This is a genomic window from Streptomyces sp. NBC_00435 (assembly GCF_036014235.1).
In the GTDB taxonomy this organism is placed as follows: Bacteria; Actinomycetota; Actinomycetes; order Streptomycetales; family Streptomycetaceae; genus Streptomyces.
This window is the reverse complement of the sequence record NZ_CP107924.1, coordinates 2,129,962-2,154,193: the sequence shown is the minus strand read 5'-3', so window position 1 is coordinate 2,154,193 and position 24,232 is coordinate 2,129,962. Positions and strand designations below refer to the sequence as shown.

Here is a 24,232-nt window from a genome sequence, read left to right as displayed (position 1 = left end):
AGTTCACCCATGGACATCCGCGCACTCGGCTACCTCCGCATCGAGACCGCCGACCTCGCCGCCTGGCGCACCTACGTCCTCGACATCCTCGGCATGGCCGAAGCCGAAGGCACCACGGACACCCGCCTGAACATCCGCATCGACGACCGCACCCACCGCTTCCAGTTCCTCGCCGGCACCCAGGACCGGCTGCTCGCCGCCGGCTTCGAGGTGGCGAACGCCCGCGCCCTGGAGGACGCCGCCGCCGAACTGGAGAGCGCCGGACACCCCGTTGAGCAAGGCGACGCCGAGACCCTCGCCGACCGGCGGGTCCAGGGCCTCATCCACTGCGAGGACCCCAGCGGCAACCCCCTGGAGATCTACTGGGGCCAGGCCCAGGACCACACCCCGCTCGGAACCCCGTACGGCAACCGGTTCGTCACCGGCGGACCCCATGGACCCCACGGACCTGACGCGAACCTCGGCCTGGGCCACGTCGTCCTGCCCGCCGCCGACACCCGGGCCACCCTCGACTTCTACGAGAACCTCCTCGGCTTCCAGCTGCGCGACTCGATGCGGCTGCCCCCCGTCGCGGTCCCCACCGGCACGCCCGGCCAGGACTTCTACTGGATGCACTTCCTCAGCCCCAACCGGCGCCACCACAGCCTCGGGCTCTACCCGGGCGCACTGCCGCCCGGCATCGTCCACTTCATGGTCGAACTGGAGACCCTCGACGACGTCGGCTACTGCCTGGACCGGATGAACAAGGCGGGCATCCCCATCGCCTCCACCCTCGGCCGGCACTCCAACGACCACATGGTCTCCTTCTACGCCCAGGCCCCCGGCGGCTTCCAGGTCGAGTACGGCTGGGACGGCCTGCTCGTCGACCCCGCGACCTGGACCGCGAAGGAGATCACCTCGGACAGCTTCTGGGGCCACCAGTGGAACGGCTGACCGGGCCCGCCGCGCAGACTCCCGCCGTGGTGGTCGACCCTTCCGCGGTGGTCGACCCCGCCGCCTTCCGCGAGGTGCTCGGCGCCTTCGCCTCCGGCATCACCGTCGTCGCGGCCCTCGGGGGTGACGGCCGCCCCACCGGGCTGGCCTGCCAGTCCTTCGTCCCACTCTCCCTCGACCCGCCGCTGGTCCTCCTCTGCGTGGGCAAAGGCTCATCCAGCTGGCCCAAGGTCCGCTCCGCCGGACACTTCGGCGTCAGCATCCTCGCCGAGGAACAGCGCACCGTGTGCGAAGCCCTCGGCAGGCGCGGCGAGGACAAGTTCGCGGACGTCGACTGGGAACCCTCCGCCCACGGCGCCGTCCGCGTGAGGGGCGCCCTCGCCACCGTCGACTGCGCCCTCGAAGCCGTCCACGAGGCGGGCGACCACTACCTCGTCACCGCCCGGGTCCTCGAACTGACCGCCCGCGACGGCGGATCGCCCCTGCTGTACTACCGCAGCGACTACGCCACGGGAGCCTTCGGATGACAACTGAGCACGCCTACGACGTGGTGGTCGTCGGCTCCGGCGCCGCCGGATTCGCCGCCGCCGTCACCGCCCGGCTGCGGGGCCTGAGCGTCCTCGTCGTCGAGAAGACCGACAAGTACGGCGGCTCCACCGCCCTGTCCGGCGGTGCGATCTGGGTCCCCGGCAACTTCCACCTCGACCGCGCCGGTCTCGCCGACACCCGCGAGAAGGCCCGCGCCTACCTCGACGCCACCGTCGGCGACCGGGTCCCGGGCGCGCGCAAGGACGCGTACCTCGGCCACGGGCCGCGCATGGTCAAGGAGTTCCACGACCGCACCGAGATCCGCTTCATGTACACCCCCGGGTATTCGGACTACTTCCCCGAGGCCCAGGGCGGCATGGCACAGGGCCGCTCCGTCGAGCCGTGCATCGTCGACTTCAAGCGCCTCGGAGAACTCGGCGCCTCCATGCGCCGGGCCGGACTGCCCACCTACGGGCTGACGATGACCTCCTACGACTTCCGCTTCCTGAACATGGTCAGCCGGACCTGGGCGGGCAGGCGGACCTGCGTCAAGGTCGGCCTGCGCGCCGTCAAGGCGCTGGCCACCGGCCGCAAACCGCTCTCCCTCGGCGAGGCGCTCATCGCCCGCATGAGGCTCTCCCTGGACCGGCTCGGCGGCGAACTGTGGCTGTCGGCGCCGCTCACCGGCCTGGTCACCGACCCGGCCGGGCGGGTGACGGGCGTACGGGTCCTGCGCGCCGGCCGTGAGGTGACCGTGGCGGCGCGGGGCGGAGTGGTGCTGGCCTCGGGCGGGTTCTCGCACGATCAGACCCTGCGCGAGAAGCACCTGCCGGCGCCCACCTCCACGGCGTGGACCCACGCCTCGGAGGGCCAGACCGGCGACGCCCTGAAGCTCGGCGGGGAACTGGGGGCCGCCGCCGACCTGCTGGACCGGGTGTGGGGAGCGCCGTCGGTGTGCCCGCCGGGGGAGAAGCCCTTCTTCCTCGTCGCCGACCGGGGCATCCCGGGCATGGTCATCGTCAACGGGGCGGGGGAGCGGTACGCCAACGAGGCCCTGCCCTACCACGCGTTCGTGGACCGGATGTACGCCGCCGACCGGCCCGGGGCGACGACCGTGCCGTCCTGGCTGATCCTGGACGCCCGCTCCAAGGCCCGGTACATCTTCGCCGGACTCTTCCCCGGACAGCCCTTCCCCAGGAAGTGGCTGGAGAGCGGCTTCCTGAAGAAGGCGGACACCGTGGAGGAGCTGGCCCGCCGGATCTGCGCCCCCGGCCTGCCCGCCGCGATCAGCCGCTTCAACTCCTTCGCCGAGGCGGGGGCCGACAAGGACTTCGGGCGGGGCGAAAGCGTCTACGACCGCTACTACGGCGACCCGACGCTGCCCAACCCGAACCTGGCGCCGATCGAGAAGGGCCCCTTCTACGCGGTCCCCGTCCAGCCGGGGGACATCGGCACCAAGGGCGGCCTGGTCACCGACACCGACGGCCGGGTGCTCCGCGAGGACTCCTCGCCCATCCGGGGGCTCTACGCGTCGGGCAACTGCTCGGCGGCGGTCATGGGGGAGACCTACCCCGGGCCGGGCGCGACGATCGGCCCCGCGATGGCCTTCAGCTGGGCGGCCGTCAACGCGATCGCCGAATCGCTGGGCGGCTGAGGGCCGGGGAGCCCGGGACGGGACGCGGAGGGCGTGTTCCGGCGGCGGGGACGGCTGTGGCGGTGGCCGCGGGGGCTGCGGCGAGTGCGGGCCCCCGGCGCCGCTCAGGTGTCGCAGTCCAGCACCGTGCGGCACAGTCCGCAGCGGGCCCGCAGCGGCCCGTGCCCGGCCGGCAGCCGCAGCCGCTGTTCGCACACCGGGCACCCGAAGCTCACCCGCAGCCCGTCACCGTGCTCCTCGAAGCGGTACGCCGCCCCCTGCCCGGGGGCCGGCGGGGCCGCCGGCCGGTCCGGGGCGTGCCGGCGACCCGGGGCGTGCCCGCGGTCCCGGGTGTACCGTCGCCGCTCCGGCCGGCCCGCGGCCGCCAGTGGGGCCCGGCGCAGGTCCTGATCGGCCAGGGAGCGGCCGCGCACGTACGCCTCGTAGGCCTGCGGGCTGGTGAACCACGCCGAAAGGTCCTCCCCGCCGAGGAAGCGGCCGCGCTTGGCGAGGACATAGCCGAACTCCTCCGGGGTGAGGTAGCCGAGCTTCTGGTGGGTGAGCTCGTCCTCCCGGTAGGCATCGAGCAGCAGCCAGCCTGCGCCGAGGTAGGCGGCGGCGGTGTCGGTGAGGATCTCGTTGTCGGCGGTGTTGGGGAACCGCAGCTCCAGTCGGTGCAGCAGGACGTGCGTGACCTCGTGGGCGAGGGCGGCCGCCAGGTCGCGGCGGTGGGTGCGGAAGCGGTCGTTGACCTCGACGAAGTACTCCGGGCCGGCGGTCAGTTCCACCGCCGCCGCGTCCTCCATCGCGCGGAAGGCCACCACGATCCGCGCGTCGGGCAGCCGCAGCGCCCGGACCATCGCGGAAGCCACCCGGTGCGCGCCCGGGTACAGGTCCTCGACGGGGGAGAAGGTCGCGTCGGCGGGGGCGAAGGATGTGTCGTAGGTCCGGATCCCGTCGCCGGAGAGCCGCCGGAACAGCGCGGTGATGGATCGGCGGACCGTCTCGACATGAGGAAATCCGTGCTGGACCGGGCTGCTGTGGCGACGGTTCTGCGTCATGGGGTCCCTCCTGCCGGAAGTTGTCCGAAAAGGCGTTCTTGAAGGCGCTCGTGCGCGCGGTGTGTCATGTACTCGTCACGCGAACCATTCGACGTCGTTCGAGTGCGCCAGGCACCCGAACGGCACGCACGGCCCAACCCCCCACGAAAGGCAGTGTGTCGACTGTGTCCACCCTTTCCAGTGCACTCAAACGCGCCCTCGCCGTCGGCGCGGTGACCCTCGCCGCCGTCAGCCTCCAGCCCGGCTCCGCCACCGCCTCCCAGGCACCAGTGGTCGGCGGAACCCGCGCCGCCCAGGGCGAGTTCCCCTTCATGGTCCGGCTCTCCATGGGCTGCGGAGGCGCCCTCTACACCCAGCAGATCGTCCTGACCGCAGCCCACTGCGTGAACGGCTCGGGCAACAACACCTCCATCACCGCCACCGCCGGGGTCGTCGACCTCAACAGTTCCAGCGCCATCAAGGTCAAGTCCACCAAGGTCCTGCAGGCCCCCGGCTACAACGGCTCGGGCAAGGACTGGGCCCTGATCAAGCTCGCCAAGCCCATCAACCTGCCGACCCTCAAGATCGCCAACACCAAGGCCTACGACAACGGCACCTTCACCGTCGCCGGCTGGGGAGCCACCCGTGAAGGCGGCGGCCAGCAGCGCTACCTGCAGAAGGCCACCGTCCCGTTCGTCTCCGACGCGTCCTGCCAGTCCTCCTACGGCGGCCAGCTGGTGCCCGCCGAGGAGATCTGCGCCGGATTCGCCGCGGGCGGCGTCGACACCTGTCAGGGCGACTCGGGCGGCCCCATGTTCCGCCGCGACAACGCCAACGCCTGGGTCCAGGTCGGCATAGTCAGCTGGGGCGAGGGCTGCGCCCGCCCCGACTACCCCGGCGTCTACACCGAGGTCTCCACCTTCGCCGCCGCGATCGCCAGCGCGGCCGCGACCCTCTGAACCCGGCGCCTCATCCTTCCGGCCCTCCGGGCCCGCCCGGTACGGGCCGGAAGGATGAGGCGTGATGCCCCATATGTGCGTACGGTCGACGGGAGTACCGCGAGGGTGGAACAGAGCCGTTCCGGACCCGCGGCATGCGCCCGACGGTCTGCTGTGCGGTTGCGGGCCCAGTCGCCCGCAGGTCCCATGGGAAGTACCCACCGGGTGGGACGGCACAGGCAGCGGGCGACAGTGGGGCAGGCGGCGCATGACGATCAGGGTGATCATCGCGGACGACCAGGAGATGGTCAGGACCGGCTTCCGGATGATCCTCGAGAGCCAGCCCGACATCGAGGTCGTCGCGGACGTCGTCGACGGCGAAGCGGCCCTCGCCGCCGTCGCCCAGCACCGGCCGGACGTCCTGCTCCTCGACATCCGCATGCCCAAGCTCGACGGGCTCGAAGTCACCCGCCGACTCTCGGGCCAGGAAAACCCCCGCATCGTCATCGTCACCACCTTCGACCTCGACGAGTACGTCCACGCGGCGATCCAGGGCGGAGCGTCCGGCTTCCTCCTCAAGGACGCGAGCCCGGCCATGCTGGTTGAAGCCGTCCGGGCGGCAGCCGTCGGGGACTCACTCGTCTCACCCGCCATCACCGTCCGGCTGCTGCGCGAAATGGCCCGCCGCACCCAGGCCTCCCCGCCCGCCCGCCGCCCCGCGGAGCCACTGACGGACCGGGAACGCGAAGTCGTGCGCTGCCTCGCGCGCGGGCTGACGAACGCCGAGATCGCGGGGGAACTCTTCGTCTCCCTCTCCACGGTCAAGACCCACCTGGCCAACGTCCAGGCCAAACTGGACGCCCGCAACCGCGTGGAAATCGCCGCCTGGGCCTGGGAAAGCGGCCTGGCAGGCACCCCGGCGTGACCCGCCCGCACCACCCCGATCACCTCTCCGGCGCGGCCCGGCACTTTCGGCCTGCCGTGACCTGGTGTGGGCATTCCGCCCGCCTTTGCGGTACGGCCGGGCAGCTTCGGCCTGCCGTGACCCGGCGCGGGCACCCCACCCGCCTTTCCGGCGCCGCCGGGCAGGTTCAGCCCCGCCGGCGATCGAGGCGCGGGGTCTGGGGCTGCGCCCCGGGAAGCCGGCGCGCAGCGCCTTCGACGCTCCCGGTCCCCACGGGCGCGGGCCGAAGCCCCCGCACCGCCACGGGGTCCCGGAAGACCGGCGGAGCCACCCGAACGGGGCTCCCCGACACCGGGACACATCCATGAGCCCCCTGGGGCCATGGGCCCGCCGCCACCCCTACGCCGCGGACTGGATCCGCATCCTCCTCTCCGTCACCCTCCTCGCCCTCGTCACCTTCGAGGGCGTCGTCCTCGCCCGCCAGCCCAGCACCCCGCACGCCGCCGTCTGGGTGTCCGGCATCCTCGTCTGCCTCAGCGCCGCGCCCTGGCCGAGCCTCCCCCTCCTCGTCCGCTCCTGGTTCGCCGTCGTCGTCACCTGGACCGTCACGCTCCTCCTGGTCTTCGGCAACCACCCCCTCGTCGTCTGGGGCGGCGGAGAGGCCATCGCCCTCCTCGTCCTGCTCTCCCAGGTCCTGCTGCGCGCCCCCGCCCGCACCGCCGCCGTCCTCGGCCCCCTCCTGGGCCTCGGCTGCATGGCCGTGCCCGTGCGGGACGCCGACCCCGGCCGGTTCACGCTGCTCTTCTCCGTGCTCGCCGTCGTCGTCACCGCGTACTCCCTGCTCCTGCGCCTGCAGTCGGTCCAGCGCGTCCGCGAGCTGCGCGCCGTACGCAGCGCCGAACGCCTGGAGCTGGCGCGGGAGCTGCACGACCTCGTCGCCCACCACGTGACGGGGATCGTCGTCGAGGCGCGGGCCGCCCGCTACACCAAGGTCTCCGCCGAACGCGCCGGCGAGATCTTCGGCCGCATCGAGACCGCCGGGGACGAGGCGCTCGGCTCCATGCGCCGCCTGGTCAAAATCCTCCGCGAGGGCGCCGAGGACACGGGCCCGAGCACCGGCACGCGCGGCGCCGCCGACACCGCCCCCGTCGCCGGCCTGAGGGAGATCCGCGGGCTGACGGAACGGTTCGCCGCCACCGGCCCGCCCGTCGCCCTCTACATCGAGGACGGCCTGGAGACCAAGCTCCCGGCCGACGTCGCCGCCACCGCCCACCGCATCGTCCTCGAAGCCCTCACCAACATCGGCAAGCACGCCGCGACCGCCACCGCGGTCCGGATCGGCCTGCGCACCGGCCCGGCCGGCCTGGAGGTCCGCATCGCCGATGACGGCGGGCGCCCGGCCAGACTCTCCGAGAACGCCCGCGGCGGCGGCTACGGCCTCGTCGGCATGGCGGAACGGGCCGAGGCCCTCGGCGGCTCCCTCACCGCGGGCCCCGCCCCCGAAGGCGGCTGGCTGGTCACCGCGCTCCTGCCCCTCTGAACATGCCGCCCCCGACCCGGCGCCGCCGGGCAGCGTCCCCGACCCCGCAGGCGCGGGCAGCGTCCCCGGGCGCACCCACCCGGCCGGGCCCCGGCCCACGACCGGAGCCACCCGTCTCAAGGGCCGACCGGCCGAGGAATCGCACGCGCGCGCCACGTATTCTCAAGAACCATGAACACCAGGGACATCGACGAGAGCGTCAGCGCCGAGCTGGCCCGGCTCAGGGACAGCATCGACAACATCGACGCGGCCGTGGTCCACATGCTCGCCGAGCGCTTCAAGTGCACCCAGCAGGTCGGCCACCTCAAGGCCCGCCACCAACTGCCCCCGGCCGACCCGGGCCGCGAGGCCAGCCAGATCGCCCGGCTGCGCCAGCTCGCCGAGAACGCCAAACTCGACCCGGCGTTCGCCGAGAAGCTCCTCAACTTCATCATCGCCGAGGTCATCCGCCACCACGAGACGATCGCCGCCGGCGAAGAGTAGGACCCTGGGGCCCGGCGCCGTTATCCGGCAGCATGGGCCCCATGTCCGCATTGACGCGCAACGAAGCGCAGCTCCGAGCCCAGCTCCTCGACGTCCAGCACTACGAGGTCGCCCTCGACCTCACGACCGGTGACGAGACCTTCGGGTCCCGCACCGTCATCCGGTTCACCGCCCGCGCCGCCGGAGACACCTTCGTCGAGCTGAAACCGGACGAACTGCACTCCGCCGAGCTCGACGGACACCCCCTGGACCCGGCCGCCCTCACCGACGGCCGCCTCCCGCTCACCGGCCTCGCCGAAGGCCCCCACGAGCTCCGCGTCGACGCCCGCATGCACTACTCCCGCACCGGCGAGGGCCTGCACCGCTTCACCGACCCCGCGGACGGGGAGACGTACGTCTACACCCAGATGTTCCTGGACGACGTCCAGCGCGTCTTCCCGGCCTTCGACCAGCCCGACCTCAAGGCCGTCTTCGAGTTCACCGTCACCGCCCCCGACGACTGGACCGTCCTCGCCAACGGCGTCACCACCCGTACCGGCGAGAGCGCCGCCGGCAGCGCCGTCTGGAAGTCCGCCCCCACCCCGGTCATCTCCACCTACCTCGCCGCCGTCGCCGCAGGCCCCTGGCACAGCGTCCGCACCGAGCACGCGGGCCTCCCCTTCGGCATCCACTGCCGTCGTTCCCTCGCCCCCTACCTCGACGCGGACGCGGTCGAGATCCTCGACATCACCACCGCCTGCTTCGACCGCTTCCACGAGAAGTTCACCGAGCCCTACCCCTTCGACTCCTACGACCAGGCCTTCGTACCGGAGTTCAACGCCGGCGCCATGGAGAACCCGGGCCTGGTCACCTTCCGCGACGAGTACGTCTTCCGCTCCGCCGTCACCGACTCCGAACGCCAGCGCCGCGCCGTGACCATCGCGCACGAGATGGCCCACATGTGGTTCGGCGACCTCGTCACCCTCAGCTGGTGGGACGACATCTGGCTGAACGAGTCCTTCGCCGAGTTCATGGGCTACCAGACCCTCATCGAAGCCACCCGCTTCACCGAGACGTGGACCGGATTCGGCGTGGAACGCAAGCCCTGGGGCTACGACGCGGACCAGCGCCCCTCCACCCACCCGGTCGCCCCCGACGCCGCCGCCGTGCCCGACACCGCCTCCGCCCTCCTCAACTTCGACGGCATCTCCTACGCCAAGGGCGCCTCCGCACTGCGCCAGCTCGTCGCCTGGCTCGGCGAGAAGGACTTCCTGGCCGGCATCAACACACACTTCGCCCGCCACAAGTTCGCCAACGCCTCCCTCGCCGACTTCGTGGACTCCCTCGCCGCCAACACCGACCGCGACGTCCACGCCTGGGCCGCGATCTGGCTGGGCACCACCGGCGTCGACACCCTCACCCCGCGGATCGAGGAGAGCCCGGGCGGCTGGACCCTCACCGTCGACCGCACCGGAACCCGCCCCCACCACATCGCGGCCGGCCTCTACGACCGCGGCCCCGACGGCGCCCTCGAACCCCGCGAGGTCCTCGCCCTCGACGTCCCCTCCGACGAGGTCCTGTCGGCCGGCGGCCCGCGCCCCGCCCTCCTCGTCCTCAACGACGGCGACCTCACCTACGCCAAGGTCCGCCTCGACCAGACTTCCCTGGAAAGCGCCCTGCGCGGCGTCTCCCGCATCCCCGACGCCCTCACCCGGGCCGTCGTGTGGAACTCCCTGCGCGACATGGTCCGTGACGGCGAGTTGGCCGCCGCCGACTACCTGGCCACCGCCGAAGTCCACGTGCCGGAGGAGACCGACCTGGCGATCGTCCAGGCCGTCCTGACCTTCGCCCGCGGCCAGATCGCCGACCGCCACCTCCCCCCGGAACACCGGACGGAGGCCCTCGCCACCCTCACCTCCATCGCCCGCACCCTGCTGCGGCGCACCGAGGACGGCTCCGACCCGGGCCTGCGGCTCGTCGCCGTACGCACCCTCATCGACAGCGCGACCCAGCCCGACACCGTGGCCGCCTGGCTCGCCGAGGGAACCGTCCCCGGTGGCCCCGAACTCGACCCCGAGCTGCGCTGGCGCATCCTCGCCCGGCTGTCCGTCCTCGGCGCGACCAACGAGAGGGACATCGCCGAGGCCCTCGCCGCCGACCCCAGTGCCAGCGGCCAGGAAGGCGCCGCCCGCTGCCGCGCCGCCGTCCCGACGGCCGGCGCCAAGGCTGCCGCCTGGGACCGGCTCTTCCACGACGACACGCTGTCCAACTACCTCTTCACGGCCACCGCCCAGGGCTTCTGGCAGCCCGAACAGGCTGATCTGGTACGGGAGTACGTACCGCGCTACTACCCCGAGGCCGTCGCCCTCGCCGCCCGCCGCGGCCCCGCCATCGCCGACGCCGCGGGCCGCTGGGCCTTCCCCGGCCACGAGATCACCGAAGCCAACCTCCAGGCCGGCCGCACCTGCCTCGCGGACCCGGACATCACCCCCCTCCTCCACCGCAAGCTCGTCGACCAACTGGACGACCTCTCCCGCGCCCTCCGCACCCGCGCCTGACCCCCGCCCCGTCGGGGGCGCTGCCCCTGAGCCCCGCCCCCGACACCCGCCCCCCCGGGCTCCGCGGATCCCGCTCCGGGGGGCGGGGTCCCTAGCCACCCCACCCCGCCCCCGGCCCACCCCGCCCCCGACGGGCCGGTCCCGTTCACCGCCCGGCCAGGGCAGCCGCATCGGCCGGAACTCGACCATCCATAAACCCGGGCGGTTACCCCATTCGGGTCGGATCGTTGTACCGGCCGGGTGCACGACCCCGTCAGCGCGGCAACGCCCGCCGCCGAACCGTTCCCGTGAGGACAACCGCATGACAGCGTCCCCCGGCACAGGCAGACGCGGAACGGCCCCGCTCGCCGGCGGAGCCCACGGCCCGGACGCCCTGCGACCACTCCTCGACACCGTCCTCGACGCACTGCGCACCGGAGCCCGCGCCCGCGGCGGACCGCTCCCGGCCGGCGGACCCGACGCAGTGGCCGCCCGCGTCGCCGCCGCACTCGGCGACGTACTGCCTGAACACGGGCACGGGGACCACGAAGCCCTACGGACCCTCGTCCACACCCTCACCGCCGGCGCCGCCGACCCCGCCGACCCACTGTGCGCGGCCCACCTGCACTGCCCGCCGCTCGCCGTCGCGGCCGCCGCGGACCTCGCCGTCAGCGCCCTCAACCCCTCCCTCGACTCCTGGGACCAGGCTCCCGCCGCCTCCGTCCTCGAAGCCCTCCTCACACGCGCCCTCGCCGCCGAGTTCCACGACACCCCCCACCCCGACGCCGTCCTCACCACCGGTGGCACGGAAGCCAACCAACTGGCCCTCCTCCTCGCCCGCGAACGCCACGGCCCCCACCTGACCGTCCTGCACGGAGCCAACGCCCACCACTCCGTCCCCCGTGCCGCCTGGCTCCTAGGCCTGCCGCCCACCCGCGGCCTCCCCACCCCCGACGGGACCCTCACCCCCACCACCCTCGCCGAGGCCCTCGCCACCACCACCGGCCCGGTCCTCGTCACCGCCACCGCCGGCACCACCGATGCCGGCCTCATCGACCCCCTCGGCCCCCTCGCCGACCTCTGCGACCTCCACGGCGCCGACCTCCACATCGACGCCTCCTACGGCGGCCTCCTCGCGCTCAGCCCCCGCCACCGCCCCAAACTCACCGGCCTGAGCCGGGCCCGGTCGATCACCATCGACCTGCACAAGCTCGGCTGGCAACCCATCGCCGCGGGACTCCTGACCGTCCCCGACACCAGCCTCTTGGCCCCCCTCGGCCACCAGGCCGACTACCTCAACGCCCCCGACGACACCCGGGCCGGCCTGCCCGATCTCCTGGGCCGTTCACTGCGCACCACCCGCCGCGCGGACGCCCTCAAGATCGCCACCACCCTGCGCTCCCTCGGCCGTGACGGCCTCACCGACCTCATCGACCGCACCTGCGCACTCGCCGACCAGCTCGCCCGACTCCTCGAAGCACACCCCGCCTTCGAACTCCACGCGGCGCCCACCATCAGCACCGTCCTGTTCCGGCCCACCCACGCCGATGACACGGCCCTCGCCGACCTGCGACGCACCCTCCTCCTCGACGGCACCGCCGTACTGGGCCGGGCCACCGCCGACGGCCGCCTGTGGCTCAAAGCCACCCTGCTCAACCCCCACACCACGGCGGGGGACCTGGACGCCCTCGTGACCCTCCTGGAAGGCAGCACCCACCGATGACCGCCCAGCTCGATGCACCCCACGACCTCGTCGGAATCGGCATCGGCCCTTTCAACCTCTCCCTCGCCGCCCTCGCCCACGGCCTGCCCCACCAAGGCGCCGGAGAACTGGCCACCGCCTTCTACGACCAGCGCCGAGACTTCCGCTGGCACCCCGGACTCCTGATCGACGGTGCCACCCTCCAAGTCCCCTTCCTCGCCGACCTCGTCACCCTCGCCGATCCGGCCAGCCCCTGGTCCTTCCTCAGCTACCTCAAGCACAAGGAACGACTCTTCCCCTTCTACTTCGCCGAGAGCTTCCACATCCAGCGCGCCGAATACGACGCCTACTGCCGCTGGGTCGCCGGCCGCCTGCCCGGACTCCACTTCGGCCACCAGGTCGACGCCGTCCGCTGGAACCCCGAACGCGACCTCTTCGAAGTCGACTTCACCCAGCTCGACGCCGACGGCGAAGCCGAAGCCCTCGGCCGCACCTACACCCGTAACCTCGCCCTCGGCATCGGGACCGCCCCCTACGTCCCCGAACCGCTGCGTCCCCTCGCCGAAGCCCCCACCGTTCCGGTGATCCACTCCTCCGAGTACCTCGACAACCGCCGGCGCATCCTCGGCGCCGAACACGTCACCGTCATCGGATCGGGCCAGTCCGGAGCCGAGGTCTTCCTCGACCTGCTCCGCTCCCGCCCCGCCGGCCGCGAACGCCTCACCTGGCTCGCCCGCACCCCCTCCTTCGCCCCCATGGAGTACTCCAAGCTCGGCCTGGAACACTTCACCCCCGACTACACCCGCTACTTCCACTCCCTCCCCGAACCGGTCCGCGACCGCCTCGTCCCCGCCCAGTGGCAACTCCACAAGGGCATCGACGCCACCACCATCGCCGCCATCCACGAGGAGCTCTACCGCCGCACCCTCGACGGAGGCTGGCCCGACGCCGTCCTCACCCCCGGAGTCAGCGTCCGCACCGCCGGCCGCGTCGCCACCACGAAGGTCGAACTCCACCTCGAACACGTGGAACAAGGCGCGCGCTCCCGCCTCACCACCGACGCCGTCGTCCTCGCCACCGGCTACAAGGAACGACCGCTCAGCCGCCTCCTCGCCGGGCTCGACCCCTACCTGCGCAAGGACTCTTCCGGCCGCCCCCGCATCGACGACCGCTACCGGATGATCACCGACCCGGCTGTCAGCGGCAGCATCTTCGTCCAGAACGGCGAACGCCACACCCACGGAGTCGGAGCCCCCGACCTCGGCCTGGCTGCCTGGCGCAGCGCCGCCATCCTGAACACCCTGACGGGCAAGGAGCCCTACCCGCAGCCCCACCGCACCGCCTTCACCACCTTCGGACTCGAACAGCGGGAGCACACCCGGCCCCACCCCGCCGGCGAACTGCTCCCACTGGTCGAGCACCCGTAAGGAGAAACGTTTAGAAGACCGGTACCCCGGCCCGGGTCAGACGCCAGTCCACGGACGCGAACTGAGCCGGGTCCACCGTCCCCTTGGCCTTCACCCACTGGATGATCGTGTTGCGGATCTCCTCCGAATTCGCCCACACCTGCCGGGCCTGCGGCACGTGCGGGAAGTTCCCGCCGCCCGAAGCCCGGTAATTGTTCACCGCCAGCACGAACTGCGCCGCCGGATCCACCGGCCTGCCCTGGAAGGACAGCCCCGAGATCCGCGAACCCACCGGCTCGGAGATGTCGATGTCGTACGCCAGCCCGTACACGGCGTCGTAGTTGTAGTCCGGCGTGCTCTCCGCATTCGTCAGCTTCGCCGGATCCACCACCTCACCCGGAGCCGTCCTCACGTAGTACCTCGCCGAGTACTCCAGGTACGCCTTCACCTGCGCACCCGTCAGCAGCCGCGCCTCCAGCGTGTTCTCGAACGGATACAGACCCGCCGCATCCTTGATCGTCACCTGCCCGGCAGGAATCGACGCCGTCCGCGAGAAGCACGAAGCCTGCGACAGCACCGGCAGCGCCGCCCACTCCGTACCCGCCAGCGCGCCCTTGACCGTCTCCGCCTGCACGTGGCTGATCAGATCGATGATCGCCACGTCCTTGACCGGACCGTCCGCCGAGGACATCGCCTGCGTGGAGGTACCGATCACCTGGTTCACATACGCCACGACCTTGCGGTGCTCGTCCGACAGCAGTCCCACTATCTTCGGGTCCTCCACCGCCGTGTTCGAGTTCACCACCCGGGCCGACACCTTCGCGACCGACCAGCAGCCCTTCGCCCACGTCAGCTCGAAGTCGAACAGCGTCAGACGCTGCCCCCACTTCAGCGGCTCGGACAGCACCACGTCCTTGCCCGTCGCCTTGTTCCTCACCCGGTACTCCGGGATCTCCGTGTGCGCGTGCCCCACCAGGATCGCGTCGATCCCCGGCACCTGCTCCGCCACCAGAGCCGCCGCGTTCTCGATGTACGGAAGCTGGTCCCCGTAACTCGACGTACCACTCGACCCCGAATGCGCGGACACGATCACCACGTCCGCACCCAGCGAGCGCAACCTCGGCACGTACTTCGCCGCCTGCTCCTCAAGACCCGGGAACGTCATCTTCCCCTGCACGTTCGCCTTGTCCCAGATCGCGATGCCGGGATTCGTCAGACCCAGCACCGCCACCTTCACATCCCGCCCGTGCGGAGTCCGCAACCGGTGCATGCTGTACGGCGCGAACGCCGGCCGCAGCGTCCTCGCATCCAGCGCATTCGCCCCCAGCAGCGGGAAATCACACTGCTCCTCGAACTTCCGCAGCACCGGAATGCCGTAATTGAACTCGTGGTTCCCCAGCGCCGCCGCGTCATAACCGATCGCGTTCATCGCCTGCGCCATCGGATGCACCGGACCACGCCGCGCGGTGATCGGATCCACCTTCGCGTAGTAGTACGAAAGCTGCGTGCCCTGAATGGTGTCACCGGCGTCGATCAGCAGCGTGTTGCACCGCCCCTTCTCCGCCCGCACCTGATTCACCAGCGTGGAGATCTTCGCCAGACCCACGTCGTTGTGCGACTTGTCGTCGAACTCCTTGTCCGTGAAGTAGTCCCAGTTGAAGACGTTCCCGTGCAGGTCCGTCGTCCCCATCACCGTGAACGCGTACGTCCTCGGCCGCCCGGCCGAAGCCGTAACGGCCGGCGCGTCAGCCGCGGCGGCCGGGGTGCTCGTGGCCCCCGCCAACGCCACAGCCGCACCCGTCGCAGCCGAAGTGCCCAGAAATGTCCTACGGTCGAACGCCATGCCATCTCCCCTTTTGAGGCGCGTGTACAGATAGGCAACGCGCGTAGATTCTGACCCACCGGTAACAAGCCGCAACACCCCCACCAGGTTTCGATCCGATGACCACACCCGTACGAGCGGCAGTGCGAGAGTGGAAACCATGACCCAGGACGCATCGCAACAGCCCTACGGAACCCCCGAAGTCCCCCGCGTCGCAGTCCGCGGCGAAGCCACCCTCGAAGTCGACCCCGAGATCGCCCGCATCGGCATCACCGTCAGCGCCCGCGGCACCGACCGGCGCACCGCACTCGAAGACCTCACCCGCCGCAACAACGCCGTCCTCGACCTCGTCAAAAGCTACGGCGACCCCGTCGAAAAACTCGAAACCGGCGCCTTCTCCATCACCCCCGAACTCACCCGCCACGGCCGCGGCGAACGCATCCGCGCCTACCACGGCCGCGTCCACCTCACCGCGGAACTCAACGACTTCACCAGCCTCGGCGAACTCACCACCCGCCTCGCCGACCTCGAACTCACCCAGGTCGACGGCCCTTGGTGGGCCCTGCGCCCCACCTCGCCCGCCCACGGCGAAGCCCGCCGCCAAGCCGTACTCGAAGCGGTCCAACGCGCCCGCGAATACGCCGCCGCCCTCGGAGCGGACCTCGCCGCCCTCGTCGAACTCGCCGACCTCGGAGCCGAGAACGCCCCCACCCCTTTCCAGGCACGCCCCGGCGGAGGCATGCGCACCATGGCCTTCAGCCCCGCAGAAGACGCCGGCGCCCCCGCACTCGACCTCGAACCTCAGCGCCAGACCGTCTACGCACAGGTGAACGCACGCTTCACCATGACCCCTCCCCAGCTGTGAAAACCTGACGAATCGGCGTCCCGGGGGTGCTCATCAGAGCACCCCCATGCACATTCAACAATTGTCAACAACCTTTTGCTCAAAGGTTGTTGAGTGGACACCCGGAACCAATTTCCTACTCCCTGGTAGGGGCATACGCTCGCTCCATGCGCCGAGCGAAAATCGTATGTACCCTGGGCCCCGCCACCGACTCATACGACCAGATCAAAGCCCTGGTCGAAGCCGGAATGGACATCGCCCGCTTCAACCTCAGCCACGGCACCTACGCCGAACACGAGGAGCGCTACCAGCGCGTCCGCAAGGCCTCCGACGAAACCGGCCGCAGCGTCGGCGTCCTCGCAGACCTTCAAGGCCCGAAGATCCGCCTGGGTCGCTTCCGTGAAGGCCCCGTACTCCTTGAACGCGGCGACGAATTCACCATCACCGTCGAAGACCACGAAGGCGACCGCCACACCTGCGGAACCACCTACAAGGGCCTCGCCTCCGACGTCACCACCGGCGAACGCATCCTCGTCGACGACGGCCGCGTCACCCTCGAAGTCACCGCGGTCGACGGCCCCCGGGTCCACACCCGCGTCATCGAAGGCGGCATGGTCTCCGACCACAAGGGACTCAACCTCCCCGGCGTCGCAGTCTCCGTACCCGCCCTCTCCGAAAAAGACATCCAAGACCTCCGCTGGGCCCTGCGCATCGGCGCCGACGTCATCGCCCTCTCCTTCGTCCGCAGCGGCCACGACATCGAAGACGTCCACCGCATCATGGACGAAGAGAACCGGCGCCTCCCCGTCATCGCCAAGGTCGAAAAGCCCCAGGCGGTCGAGAACATCGACGACATCGTCGCCGCCTTCGACGGCATCATGGTCGCCCGCGGGGACCTCGGCGTCGAAATGCCCCTGGAGCAAGTCCCGATCGTCCAGAAGCGAGCCGTCAAACTCGCCAAGCGCAACGCCAAGCCCGTCATCGTCGCCACCCAGATGCTCGACTCGATGATCGACAACTCCCGGCCCACCCGCGCCGAAGCATCCGACGTCGCCAACGCCGTCATCGACGGCACCGACGCCGTCATGCTCTCCGGCGAGACCAGCGTCGGCAAGTACCCCATCGAGACCGTCCGCACCATGGCCCGCATCATCGAAGCCGCCGAAGAAGACATCCTCGCCAAGGGCCTCCCCCCACTCACCGACCGCAACAAGCCCCGCACCCAAGGCGGAGCGGTCGCCCGCGCCGCCGCCGAAATGGGCGACTTCCTCGGCGCCAAATTCCTCGTCGCCTTCACCCAGAGCGGCGACACCGTCCGCCGGCTCTCCCGCTACCGCTCACCCATTCCCCTCCTCGCCTTCACCCCCGACCGCTCCACCCGCTCCCAGCTCAACCTCACCTGGGGCGTCGAGACCTTCCTCGGCCCGCACGTCGACTCCACCGACGCCATGGTCGCCCAGGTCGAAGAAGAGCTCCTGCGGATCGGCCGCTGCGTACCCGGCGACGTCGTCGTCATCACCGCCGGCTCACCCCCCGGTGTCACCGGATCGACCAACCTCGTCCGGGTCCACCACATCGGCGACGCCGTCCGCTGACGCCCCCGCCGGCTACAGCACCTCACGTATAAGACGCACCGCGTCGGGCAACTCCAACCGGCTCTCACCCGTACTCGGGAAGTGCCCGCCCGACGCGGTCACCCGCGCCCCGGCGCCCAGCTCCCGCACGAACCGCAGCACATGCTCACCCGTAGCCGCCCCGGTCACCGGGTCGTCCGCCGCATGCAGCACGCGGAACTCCCGCGCCGCCCTGCGGATCCGCTGCCAGTCGAACTCCGGCGTGAAGAACGGCGCCAGCGCGTCGTAACCCACCTCACCGGACATCGACGCCACCAGCACCACCCCCGCGAACGCCCCCTCGGCCTCCGTGTCGTGCCGCTGAAGCAGCCTCAGCGCATTCACCCCGCCCAGACTGTGACCCACCAGCACGGTCTCACCGGCCGGCGCCCCCGCCGTCTCCTCCTCCAACTCCTTCAGCCACACATCGGCCTCCGGAGCGAACGGCTCGGGGAAGTTGGGAATCCGCACCTCATGTCCCTCCGCGGCGAACTCCTCACCCGCCGCCGAATACCAGTGCTCCCCGGCGCTCGTCCCGTACCCGTGCGCGATCACGACCTTGCCCATGGCTCCGCCCCCTGCTCCGTCCGGTCCGGCCGGTTCAGCCAGTCCATCAATCAAAACGCTCCGCAGCGTTTCGATAAAACGGTAGAGTTATCGTGATGCCGTGTCAATCACTCCTTCGGGCGCCCCCCGCACCGGCGGCCGCCTCCGCAACGAAGACGCCCACCACTCCGTCCTCGAAGCCACCGCCGCGCTCCTCGTCGAGAGCGGCTACGGCGCCCTCACCATCGAAGGCGTCGCCAAGCGCGCCAACGTCGCCAAGAGCACCGTCTACCGCTGGTGGAGGTCCAAGCCAGCCCTCGTCATGGACGCCTACGCCCACGAAACCGCCGCCAGCGTCCCCGAACCCGACACCGGAACCCTCGCCGGCGACCTCACGGCCTTCGTCGCCGATCTCTACCGCATCGGCCGCGACCCCGTCCGCACCAAAGCCCTCACCGGCCTCATGGCCGAAGCCCAGCTCGACCCCACCTTCGCCGAACCCTTCCGCGCATGGGTGGCCACCCGCCGCGAGGTCGTCGAGACCCTCCTCACCCGCGCCGTCACCCGCGAGGAACTCCCCGCCGCCACCGACCTGGCCCACGCCACCGACCTGGTCTTCGGCCCGTTCTGGTACCGCCTCCTGGTCGCCCACGCACCCTTGGACCCGGCGGACGCCGAAGCGCACGTGGCGACCGTCCTGACCGGCCTCACGGGCCGCCCGTGAGGTACGGACGCCGCCTCCGCCGCCTCGTCGTGGCGGACGGCACCACCTGGCGCTGGAACGTCCGCTGGAGCAGCACCTCACTGACCCTCTGGGTCAACCACGACGCCACCCCACGGCTCCGCCACGCCATAGCCTTCCGCTCCGCCCCCGGCCGCCTCGCCGACCACTCCACCTCGGGTTACGTCGCGGGCCGCGCCGGCCCCTGGCTCAGCCTCCACGAGCCCGGCGTGGTCCGTGCCCTCATGGACCTGGCCGCACCCCAACTCGCCGAGGGCCTCCGGGAGATCGACGGCTGGCAGCTCTACGACGTGCTGACGGGCTAGTGGCCAGTACTTCGGCCCGACGCGGGCGTCCATGAGCGCGACGGACGCCTTGCGGGCGATGGACACGTTGAAGGGGTCGTTGCGGCGGGCCAGGGCCAGGGTGTCCGTGCCGGGCTTCCGGACCTGCCCGTCGCCAAGATGGAGCGCGAGCGGATAGGAGTAGGCGGCCGTGTCGGCGGGGGTTCCCAGGGGGCGGAGCTCACGCGGGTGGCCATGTCGTACATGCGAGCGACGCTGGCATGCGCAATTCGCTCACCTTGCGCATTTCGAAGCGCTTCGCTGAAACGAGTGAAGGTCACGCGGTTGCCGCGTGACCTTGGAAAAGAAGGAAAAGTGCCCCAGGTCGGACTCGAACCGACACTGTATGGGTTTTGAATCCATTGCCTGCTGCCAATTGGGCTACTGGGGCCCAGCGAATCAAAGGTTGTCCCCGACCCGCTGCGTGTCCACCATACCGTAGCTAGGTAGGCTCGGGGGAGCTTGATATGCCCCGCAAAGAGGAGCCCTTCGTGACCGCCGAGCACGAGTCGACGCCCACGCCCGACGCCGACCAGTCGCACGTTCCGCCGCTGACGACGCGCGTCGTCATCGCCGAGGACGAGGCGCTCATCCGTCTCGACCTCAAGGAAATGCTCGAAGAAGAGGGCTATGCCGTCGTCGGTGAGGCCGGAGACGGGCAGACCGCCATCGAGCTGGCCCGGGAGCACCGTCCCGACCTGGTGATCCTCGACGTGAAGATGCCCGTCCTGGACGGGATCTCCGCCGCCGAGAAGATCGCGGAGGAGTCCATCGCCCCCGTGCTGATGCTGACCGCGTTCTCGCAGCGCGACCTCGTCGAGCGGGCCCGCGACGCCGGCGCCATGGCGTACCTCGTGAAGCCCTTCAGCAAGAGCGACGTCGTTCCCGCCATCGAGATGGCCGTGTCCCGCTTCGCCGAGCTCCGCGCGCTGGAGAAGGAGGTCGCCGACCTCTCGCTGCGCCTGGAGACCCGCAAGCTCGTGGACCGGGCGAAGAGCATCCTGCAGACGCAGTACGGGCTCTCCGAGCCGGCCGCGTTCCGCTGGATCCAGAAGACGTCCATGGACCGCCGGATGTCCATGCAGCAGGTAGCCGAGGCCGTCATCGAGGACGCCGAGGAGAAGAAGGCCGCCGCCAAGGGCGAGTAGCGCCGTAGCGGACACGGAGTGAGGCCCGCCCCCGGATCCAGGATCCGGGGGCGGGCCTCACTCGTACGAGGGGGAGTGCTCAGTCCTCGCCGAGGTACGCCTTGCGGACGTCCTCGTTGACCAGGAGCTCGCGGCCCGGGCCCGAGAGGACGACCTTGCCGATCTCCATCACGTGGCCCTGGTCGGCCAGGGAGAGCGCCGCCTGGGCGTTCTGCTCGACCAGCAGGATGGTGGTGCCCTGCGACTTGAGCTCGGCGATCGTCGCCATGATCTTCTGCATCATGATCGGCGAGAGGCCCATGGAGGGCTCGTCGAGCATGAGCAGCTTCGGTCGGGACATGAGCGCGCGGCCCATGGCCAACATCTGCTGCTCGCCGCCCGAGAGGGTGCCCGCGGCCTGCTTGCGACGCTCTCCCAGGATCGGGAAGAGGTCGTAGGCGCGCTGGACGTCCTTCTGGATGCCGTCCTTGTCCTTGCGGAGGAAGGCGCCGAGGAGGAGGTTGTCCTCGATCGTCATGCGCGGGAAGATGTGCCGCCCCTCGGGGGAGTGGGCGAGTCCGAGCGCGACGATGTCGTGCGCGGGGATCTTCTTGAGTGACTTGCCCTGGAACTTGATCTGGCCGCCGCGCGGTTTGATCAGGCCCGAGAGGGTGCGCAGAGTGGTCGTCTTGCCGGCGCCGTTGGTGCCGATGAGGGTGACGATCTGGCCGGCGTCGACGCTGAACGAGATGCCCTTGACGGCTTCGATCTTGCCGTAGGCGACGCGGAGGTCCTCGACCTCCAGGAGTGCGGTCACCGGTCTTCTCCGTCCGTGCTGGTCGCGCTGGTCGTGCTGTCCGTCGCCTCGACGTCCGTCGCTTCGCCGTGCGCGGCCTCGCTGTGTGCTTCGGCTGCTTCGACTTCGGCGACCTCTTCGGCGCCGGGGGCGCCTTCGAAGGGTTCGCCGAGGTAGGCGGCGATGACGCGTTCGTCGCCCTGGACCTCGGCGGCGGTGCCCTCGATGAGCTTTTCGCCCTGGACGAGGCAGGCGACGCGGTCGCAGAGGTTGAAGATGAAGCGCATGTCGTGCTCGATGACGAGGACGGCGATGCCCTTGTCCCGGATGGCGAAGATGAGTTCTTCGGTGGTCCGGGTCTCCTGCGGGTTCATGCCGGCGGTGGGCTCGTCCAGGAGGATGAGGCCGGGGTCGCTGGCCAGGGCGCGGGCGATCTCGAGCTTGCGCTGCTCACCGTAGGGGAGGTTGCGGGCGAGGTGTTCGGCCTTGTGTTCGAGGCCGATGAACTCCAGGAGTTCCATGGCCCGCTTGCGACTGGCCTCTTCTTCCCGGCCGAAGCTGGGGAGGCGCAGGAGGGCGGACCACAGGCCCTGCTTGGTGCGGGTGTGGCGGCCGACGAGGACGTTTTCCAGGACCGTCATGTTGTTGAAGAGACGGATGTTCTGGAAGGTGCGGGCGATGCCGGCTTCGGTGACCTTGAACGACTTGGGGGGCAGGACCGTGCCCTTGTACCGGACTTCACCCTCGGTGGGGATGTAGAGGCCGGTGAGGCAGTTGAAGAAGGTGGTCTTGCCTGCGCCGTTGGGGCCGATGAGGCCCACGATCTCGCCGCTGCGCACGGTCAGGTCGACGTTCTTGACGGCGGTGAGGCCGCCGAAGCGCATCGTGACGCCGCGTGCGTCGAGGACGGTCTCCGCCGTGGTGGCGGGGGTTTCGGTGGTGGTGGTCGTCATGGGTCAGACCCCTGCCTTACCGGTGACCGTGGTGGGGAGGACGGTGGGCGCTTCCATGTCCTTGTGGAGTTCGAGCTGGTTGCGCCGGTTGGGGATGAGTCCTTCGGGGCGCAGGCGCATCAGGATGATGAGTGCGACGCCGAAGGCGAGGAGCTGGTACTCGCCCAGGCCCTGGAGCTTGTTGGGGAGCAGGAAGAGGAGCGATCCGCCGACGAGGGGGCCGGAGATGGTTCCCATGCCGCCGAGTACGACTGCGGCGAGCAGGAAGGCGGAGTTCGGGGGTACGGCGTTGGCGAACACGTACTGGTCCGGGGTGACGGTGTAGTTCACGTGGGCCTGTACGGCGCCTGCGAGTCCGGCGAGGGTGGCGCCGAGGGCGAAGGCGATGAGCTTGACGCGGAAGCCGTTGATGCCCATGGCTTCGGCGGCGGTCTCGTCTTCGCGGATGGCGACCCAGGCGCGGCCGATGCGGGATTCCGAGCTGCGTCGGAAGACCATGACCACGATGAGGGTGATCAGGAGCATCAGGAAGAAGTAGTTGGCGAAGCGCCCGATGGTGAAGCCGCCGATGCTGTGCGCGGCGCCGAAGTCGAATCCGAAGAGGTCGACGTTGGGGATGTTGGCGATGCCGTTGGGCCCGTTGGTGATGTCGGGGCCGGAGACGCCGTCGAGGTTGTTCATGGAGATGCGGAAGATCTCACCGAAGCCGAGCGTCACGATGGCGAGGTAGTCGCCGCGCAGTCGCAGGGTGGGTGCGCCGATGAGGACGCCGAAGACCATGGAGGCGGCGGCGCCGATGAGGATGGCGGCCCAGAAGGGGAGCTGTACTCCGAAGGGGGAGTTGGGGGAGCCGGAGACCAGGGCCGCGGTGTAGGCGCCGACGCCGAGGAAGGCGACGTAGCCGAGGTCGAGGAGGCCGGTGAGGCCGACGACGATGTTGAGGCCGAGTGCGACGGTGGCGAAGATGAGGATGTTGACGCCGAGGGTCGCGTACTGGTCGTCGGACTGGGTGAAGGGGAAGGCTGCCGCCGCTGCGAAGGCGCCGACGAGGGCGACGTTGCGGTGGCGGGTGGTGAGGGTGGAGATGCGGGCCATGATGCCGGCCTTGTTGAAGGCGGCGAAGCCGAAGCCCGCGGTGATCAGGAAGCCGATGAAGAGTTCCTGGTACGGGGTGGTGATGCCGTAGGTGAACACGGCGAGCCCGATGGCGAGGATGCCGGCGATCAGGAGGATCTCGGTCCAGGCGGGGAGTGCGCGGGCGGGCTTGGCCGGGCCGGAGGTGAAGGCGGCCTTCACGGTGGTGACCTTGTTGCGCGCGTTGTGCTTGGACTGTTCCCAGCTGCTGTCGTCGGGGTCGGGTCCTTCGAGGACGGGGCGTTCGAAGGGGAGCGCGAGGGCGCCGACGAGGGCGAGCAGGGACACGAGGAAGGCGACGCCGGCACCGGGTTCGAGGTCGACGATGACGCCGTTCAGCTGAACGATGGCGAGGACCGTGTACGCGGTGGTGGCGAAGGCGGCGAGCGCGGAGAGTTTGATCGCCGCGTCGGCGCCGGCGGGGGTGAGCCAGCGGAGGCCCTTGATCCCGTAGGAGGAGAGGCCGAAGAGGGTGGTCAGGAGGCCGCCGACGAGGACGAGCCACTGGAGTCCGCCGGGGTACCCGTAGACGGTGAGGTCGCCGGGGAAGGCGGAGGTCCAGGTCCAGGAGAGGAAGCAGGAGACGGCGGTGAGGATGCCGCCCGCGGTGGCGAGGGCGCGGCCGGTCTTCTCCGGGAGGGGGATGAACCCCTTGGCCTTGGTGGGCTCTGCGTTCATGGTCGTGGTGTCCGTGGTGGTGGTCGTCATG

At 70.6% G+C, this 24,232-nt stretch carries 21 protein-coding genes and 1 tRNA gene; 15 read left to right on the top strand and 7 right to left on the bottom strand.

Annotation, left to right across the window (positions count from 1 at the left end):
- Nucleotides 1-9: 9 nt before the first annotated feature.
- The 3 genes from OG389_RS09830 to OG389_RS09820 are packed head-to-tail and all read left to right on the top strand — an operon-like array spanning nucleotide 10 to nucleotide 3,115.
- The gene (locus OG389_RS09830; protein ID WP_328298081.1) at nucleotides 10-933 is read left to right on the top strand and encodes a VOC family protein; all 924 of its coding nucleotides are present in this window, start codon (nucleotides 10-12) and stop codon (nucleotides 931-933) included.
- Entirely contained in the window at nucleotides 921-1,460 is a 540-nt protein-coding gene (locus OG389_RS09825; protein ID WP_328298080.1) for a flavin reductase family protein, read from the top strand. Before OG389_RS09830 ends, OG389_RS09825 begins: the two co-directional genes overlap by 13 nt.
- The gene (locus OG389_RS09820) at nucleotides 1,457-3,115 is read left to right on the top strand and encodes an FAD-dependent oxidoreductase (protein WP_328298079.1); all 1,659 of its coding nucleotides are present in this window, start codon (nucleotides 1,457-1,459) and stop codon (nucleotides 3,113-3,115) included. Before OG389_RS09825 ends, OG389_RS09820 begins: the two co-directional genes overlap by 4 nt.
- 104 nt (nucleotides 3,116-3,219) lie before the next feature.
- Here OG389_RS09820 and OG389_RS09815 read toward each other — a convergent pair whose 3' ends face one another.
- Nucleotides 3,220-4,155, bottom strand: coding sequence for a hypothetical protein (locus tag OG389_RS09815; RefSeq protein ID WP_328298078.1), 936 nt, complete (start codon nucleotides 4,153-4,155; stop codon nucleotides 3,220-3,222).
- A 155-nt stretch (nucleotides 4,156-4,310) separates the two neighbouring features.
- Between OG389_RS09815 and OG389_RS09810 the strand changes: the two genes are divergently transcribed.
- From OG389_RS09810 to OG389_RS09780, 7 genes are all read left to right on the top strand, one after another.
- Nucleotides 4,311-5,093 carry a serine protease gene (locus tag OG389_RS09810; protein WP_443059239.1) on the top strand — a complete coding sequence of 261 codons (783 nt, stop codon included), beginning with the start codon at nucleotides 4,311-4,313 and terminating at the stop codon, nucleotides 5,091-5,093.
- A gap of 247 nt (nucleotides 5,094-5,340) precedes the next feature.
- Complete coding sequence (locus OG389_RS09805) at nucleotides 5,341-5,997, top strand: response regulator transcription factor (RefSeq protein ID WP_328298076.1); 657 nt, start codon at nucleotides 5,341-5,343, stop codon at nucleotides 5,995-5,997.
- A gap of 343 nt (nucleotides 5,998-6,340) precedes the next feature.
- Nucleotides 6,341-7,516, top strand: a complete 1,176-nt coding sequence (locus tag OG389_RS09800) for a sensor histidine kinase (protein WP_328298075.1) — start codon at nucleotides 6,341-6,343, stop codon at nucleotides 7,514-7,516.
- A 171-nt stretch (nucleotides 7,517-7,687) separates the two neighbouring features.
- The gene (locus OG389_RS09795) at nucleotides 7,688-7,999 is read left to right on the top strand and encodes a chorismate mutase (protein WP_328298074.1); all 312 of its coding nucleotides are present in this window, start codon (nucleotides 7,688-7,690) and stop codon (nucleotides 7,997-7,999) included.
- Nucleotides 8,000-8,040: 41 nt separating this feature from the next.
- A complete protein-coding gene (pepN, locus tag OG389_RS09790; protein ID WP_443059238.1) occupies nucleotides 8,041-10,536 on the top strand; it encodes an aminopeptidase N in 2,496 nt (831 codons plus the stop codon).
- Between the two features lie 301 nt (nucleotides 10,537-10,837).
- The gene (locus OG389_RS09785) at nucleotides 10,838-12,238 is read left to right on the top strand and encodes a pyridoxal phosphate-dependent decarboxylase family protein (protein WP_328298072.1); all 1,401 of its coding nucleotides are present in this window, start codon (nucleotides 10,838-10,840) and stop codon (nucleotides 12,236-12,238) included.
- On the top strand, nucleotides 12,235-13,644 hold the full coding sequence (locus tag OG389_RS09780; RefSeq protein WP_328298071.1) for a lysine N(6)-hydroxylase/L-ornithine N(5)-oxygenase family protein: 1,410 nt from the start codon (nucleotides 12,235-12,237) through the stop codon (nucleotides 13,642-13,644). Before OG389_RS09785 ends, OG389_RS09780 begins: the two co-directional genes overlap by 4 nt.
- 10 nt (nucleotides 13,645-13,654) lie before the next feature.
- Here the strand turns inward: OG389_RS09780 and OG389_RS09775 are convergent, their stop codons facing one another.
- A complete protein-coding gene (locus OG389_RS09775; RefSeq protein WP_328303646.1) occupies nucleotides 13,655-15,466 on the bottom strand; it encodes a bifunctional metallophosphatase/5'-nucleotidase in 1,812 nt (603 codons plus the stop codon).
- A gap of 139 nt (nucleotides 15,467-15,605) precedes the next feature.
- Between OG389_RS09775 and OG389_RS09770 the strand changes: the two genes are divergently transcribed.
- Together OG389_RS09770 and pyk are read left to right on the top strand one after the other, a co-directional pair.
- The gene (locus tag OG389_RS09770) at nucleotides 15,606-16,310 is read left to right on the top strand and encodes an SIMPL domain-containing protein (protein WP_328298070.1); all 705 of its coding nucleotides are present in this window, start codon (nucleotides 15,606-15,608) and stop codon (nucleotides 16,308-16,310) included.
- Between the two features lie 146 nt (nucleotides 16,311-16,456).
- Nucleotides 16,457-17,884 carry a pyruvate kinase gene (pyk, locus tag OG389_RS09765; RefSeq protein ID WP_328298069.1) on the top strand — a complete coding sequence of 476 codons (1,428 nt, stop codon included), beginning with the start codon at nucleotides 16,457-16,459 and terminating at the stop codon, nucleotides 17,882-17,884.
- A gap of 12 nt (nucleotides 17,885-17,896) precedes the next feature.
- Here pyk and OG389_RS09760 read toward each other — a convergent pair whose 3' ends face one another.
- Nucleotides 17,897-18,469: an RBBP9/YdeN family alpha/beta hydrolase gene (locus OG389_RS09760; RefSeq protein ID WP_328298068.1), complete on the bottom strand. Its 573-nt coding sequence runs from the start codon at nucleotides 18,467-18,469 to the stop codon at nucleotides 17,897-17,899.
- Between the two features lie 100 nt (nucleotides 18,470-18,569).
- On the opposite strand from OG389_RS09760, the gene OG389_RS09755 reads away from it, so the two are divergent.
- On the top strand, nucleotides 18,570-19,172 hold the full coding sequence (locus OG389_RS09755) for a TetR/AcrR family transcriptional regulator (RefSeq protein ID WP_328298067.1): 603 nt from the start codon (nucleotides 18,570-18,572) through the stop codon (nucleotides 19,170-19,172).
- On the top strand, nucleotides 19,169-19,495 hold the full coding sequence (locus tag OG389_RS09750; protein WP_328298066.1) for a hypothetical protein: 327 nt from the start codon (nucleotides 19,169-19,171) through the stop codon (nucleotides 19,493-19,495). Before OG389_RS09755 ends, OG389_RS09750 begins: the two co-directional genes overlap by 4 nt.
- A 334-nt stretch (nucleotides 19,496-19,829) precedes the next feature.
- On the opposite strand, the gene OG389_RS09745 is transcribed toward OG389_RS09750, so the two are convergent.
- Nucleotides 19,830-19,904, bottom strand: a tRNA-Leu gene (locus OG389_RS09745).
- 76 nt (nucleotides 19,905-19,980) lie between these two features.
- Between OG389_RS09745 and OG389_RS09740 the strand changes: the two genes are divergently transcribed.
- Entirely contained in the window at nucleotides 19,981-20,661 is a 681-nt protein-coding gene (locus OG389_RS09740) for an ANTAR domain-containing response regulator (protein ID WP_328298065.1), read from the top strand.
- Between the two features lie 79 nt (nucleotides 20,662-20,740).
- On the opposite strand, the gene OG389_RS09735 is transcribed toward OG389_RS09740, so the two are convergent.
- From OG389_RS09735 to OG389_RS09725, 3 genes are read right to left on the bottom strand one after another with little or no spacing between them, the layout of a single operon-like run.
- Nucleotides 20,741-21,457, bottom strand: a complete 717-nt coding sequence (locus OG389_RS09735) for an ABC transporter ATP-binding protein (protein WP_250744986.1) — start codon at nucleotides 21,455-21,457, stop codon at nucleotides 20,741-20,743.
- The gene (locus tag OG389_RS09730) at nucleotides 21,454-22,389 is read right to left on the bottom strand and encodes an ABC transporter ATP-binding protein (RefSeq protein WP_328298064.1); all 936 of its coding nucleotides are present in this window, start codon (nucleotides 22,387-22,389) and stop codon (nucleotides 21,454-21,456) included. The genes OG389_RS09735 and OG389_RS09730 overlap by 4 nt, the downstream gene beginning before the upstream one ends.
- Before the next feature lie 3 nt (nucleotides 22,390-22,392).
- Entirely contained in the window at nucleotides 22,393-24,231 is a 1,839-nt protein-coding gene (locus tag OG389_RS09725; RefSeq protein ID WP_443059237.1) for a branched-chain amino acid ABC transporter permease, read from the bottom strand.
- Nucleotide 24,232: the final 1 nt, after the last annotated feature.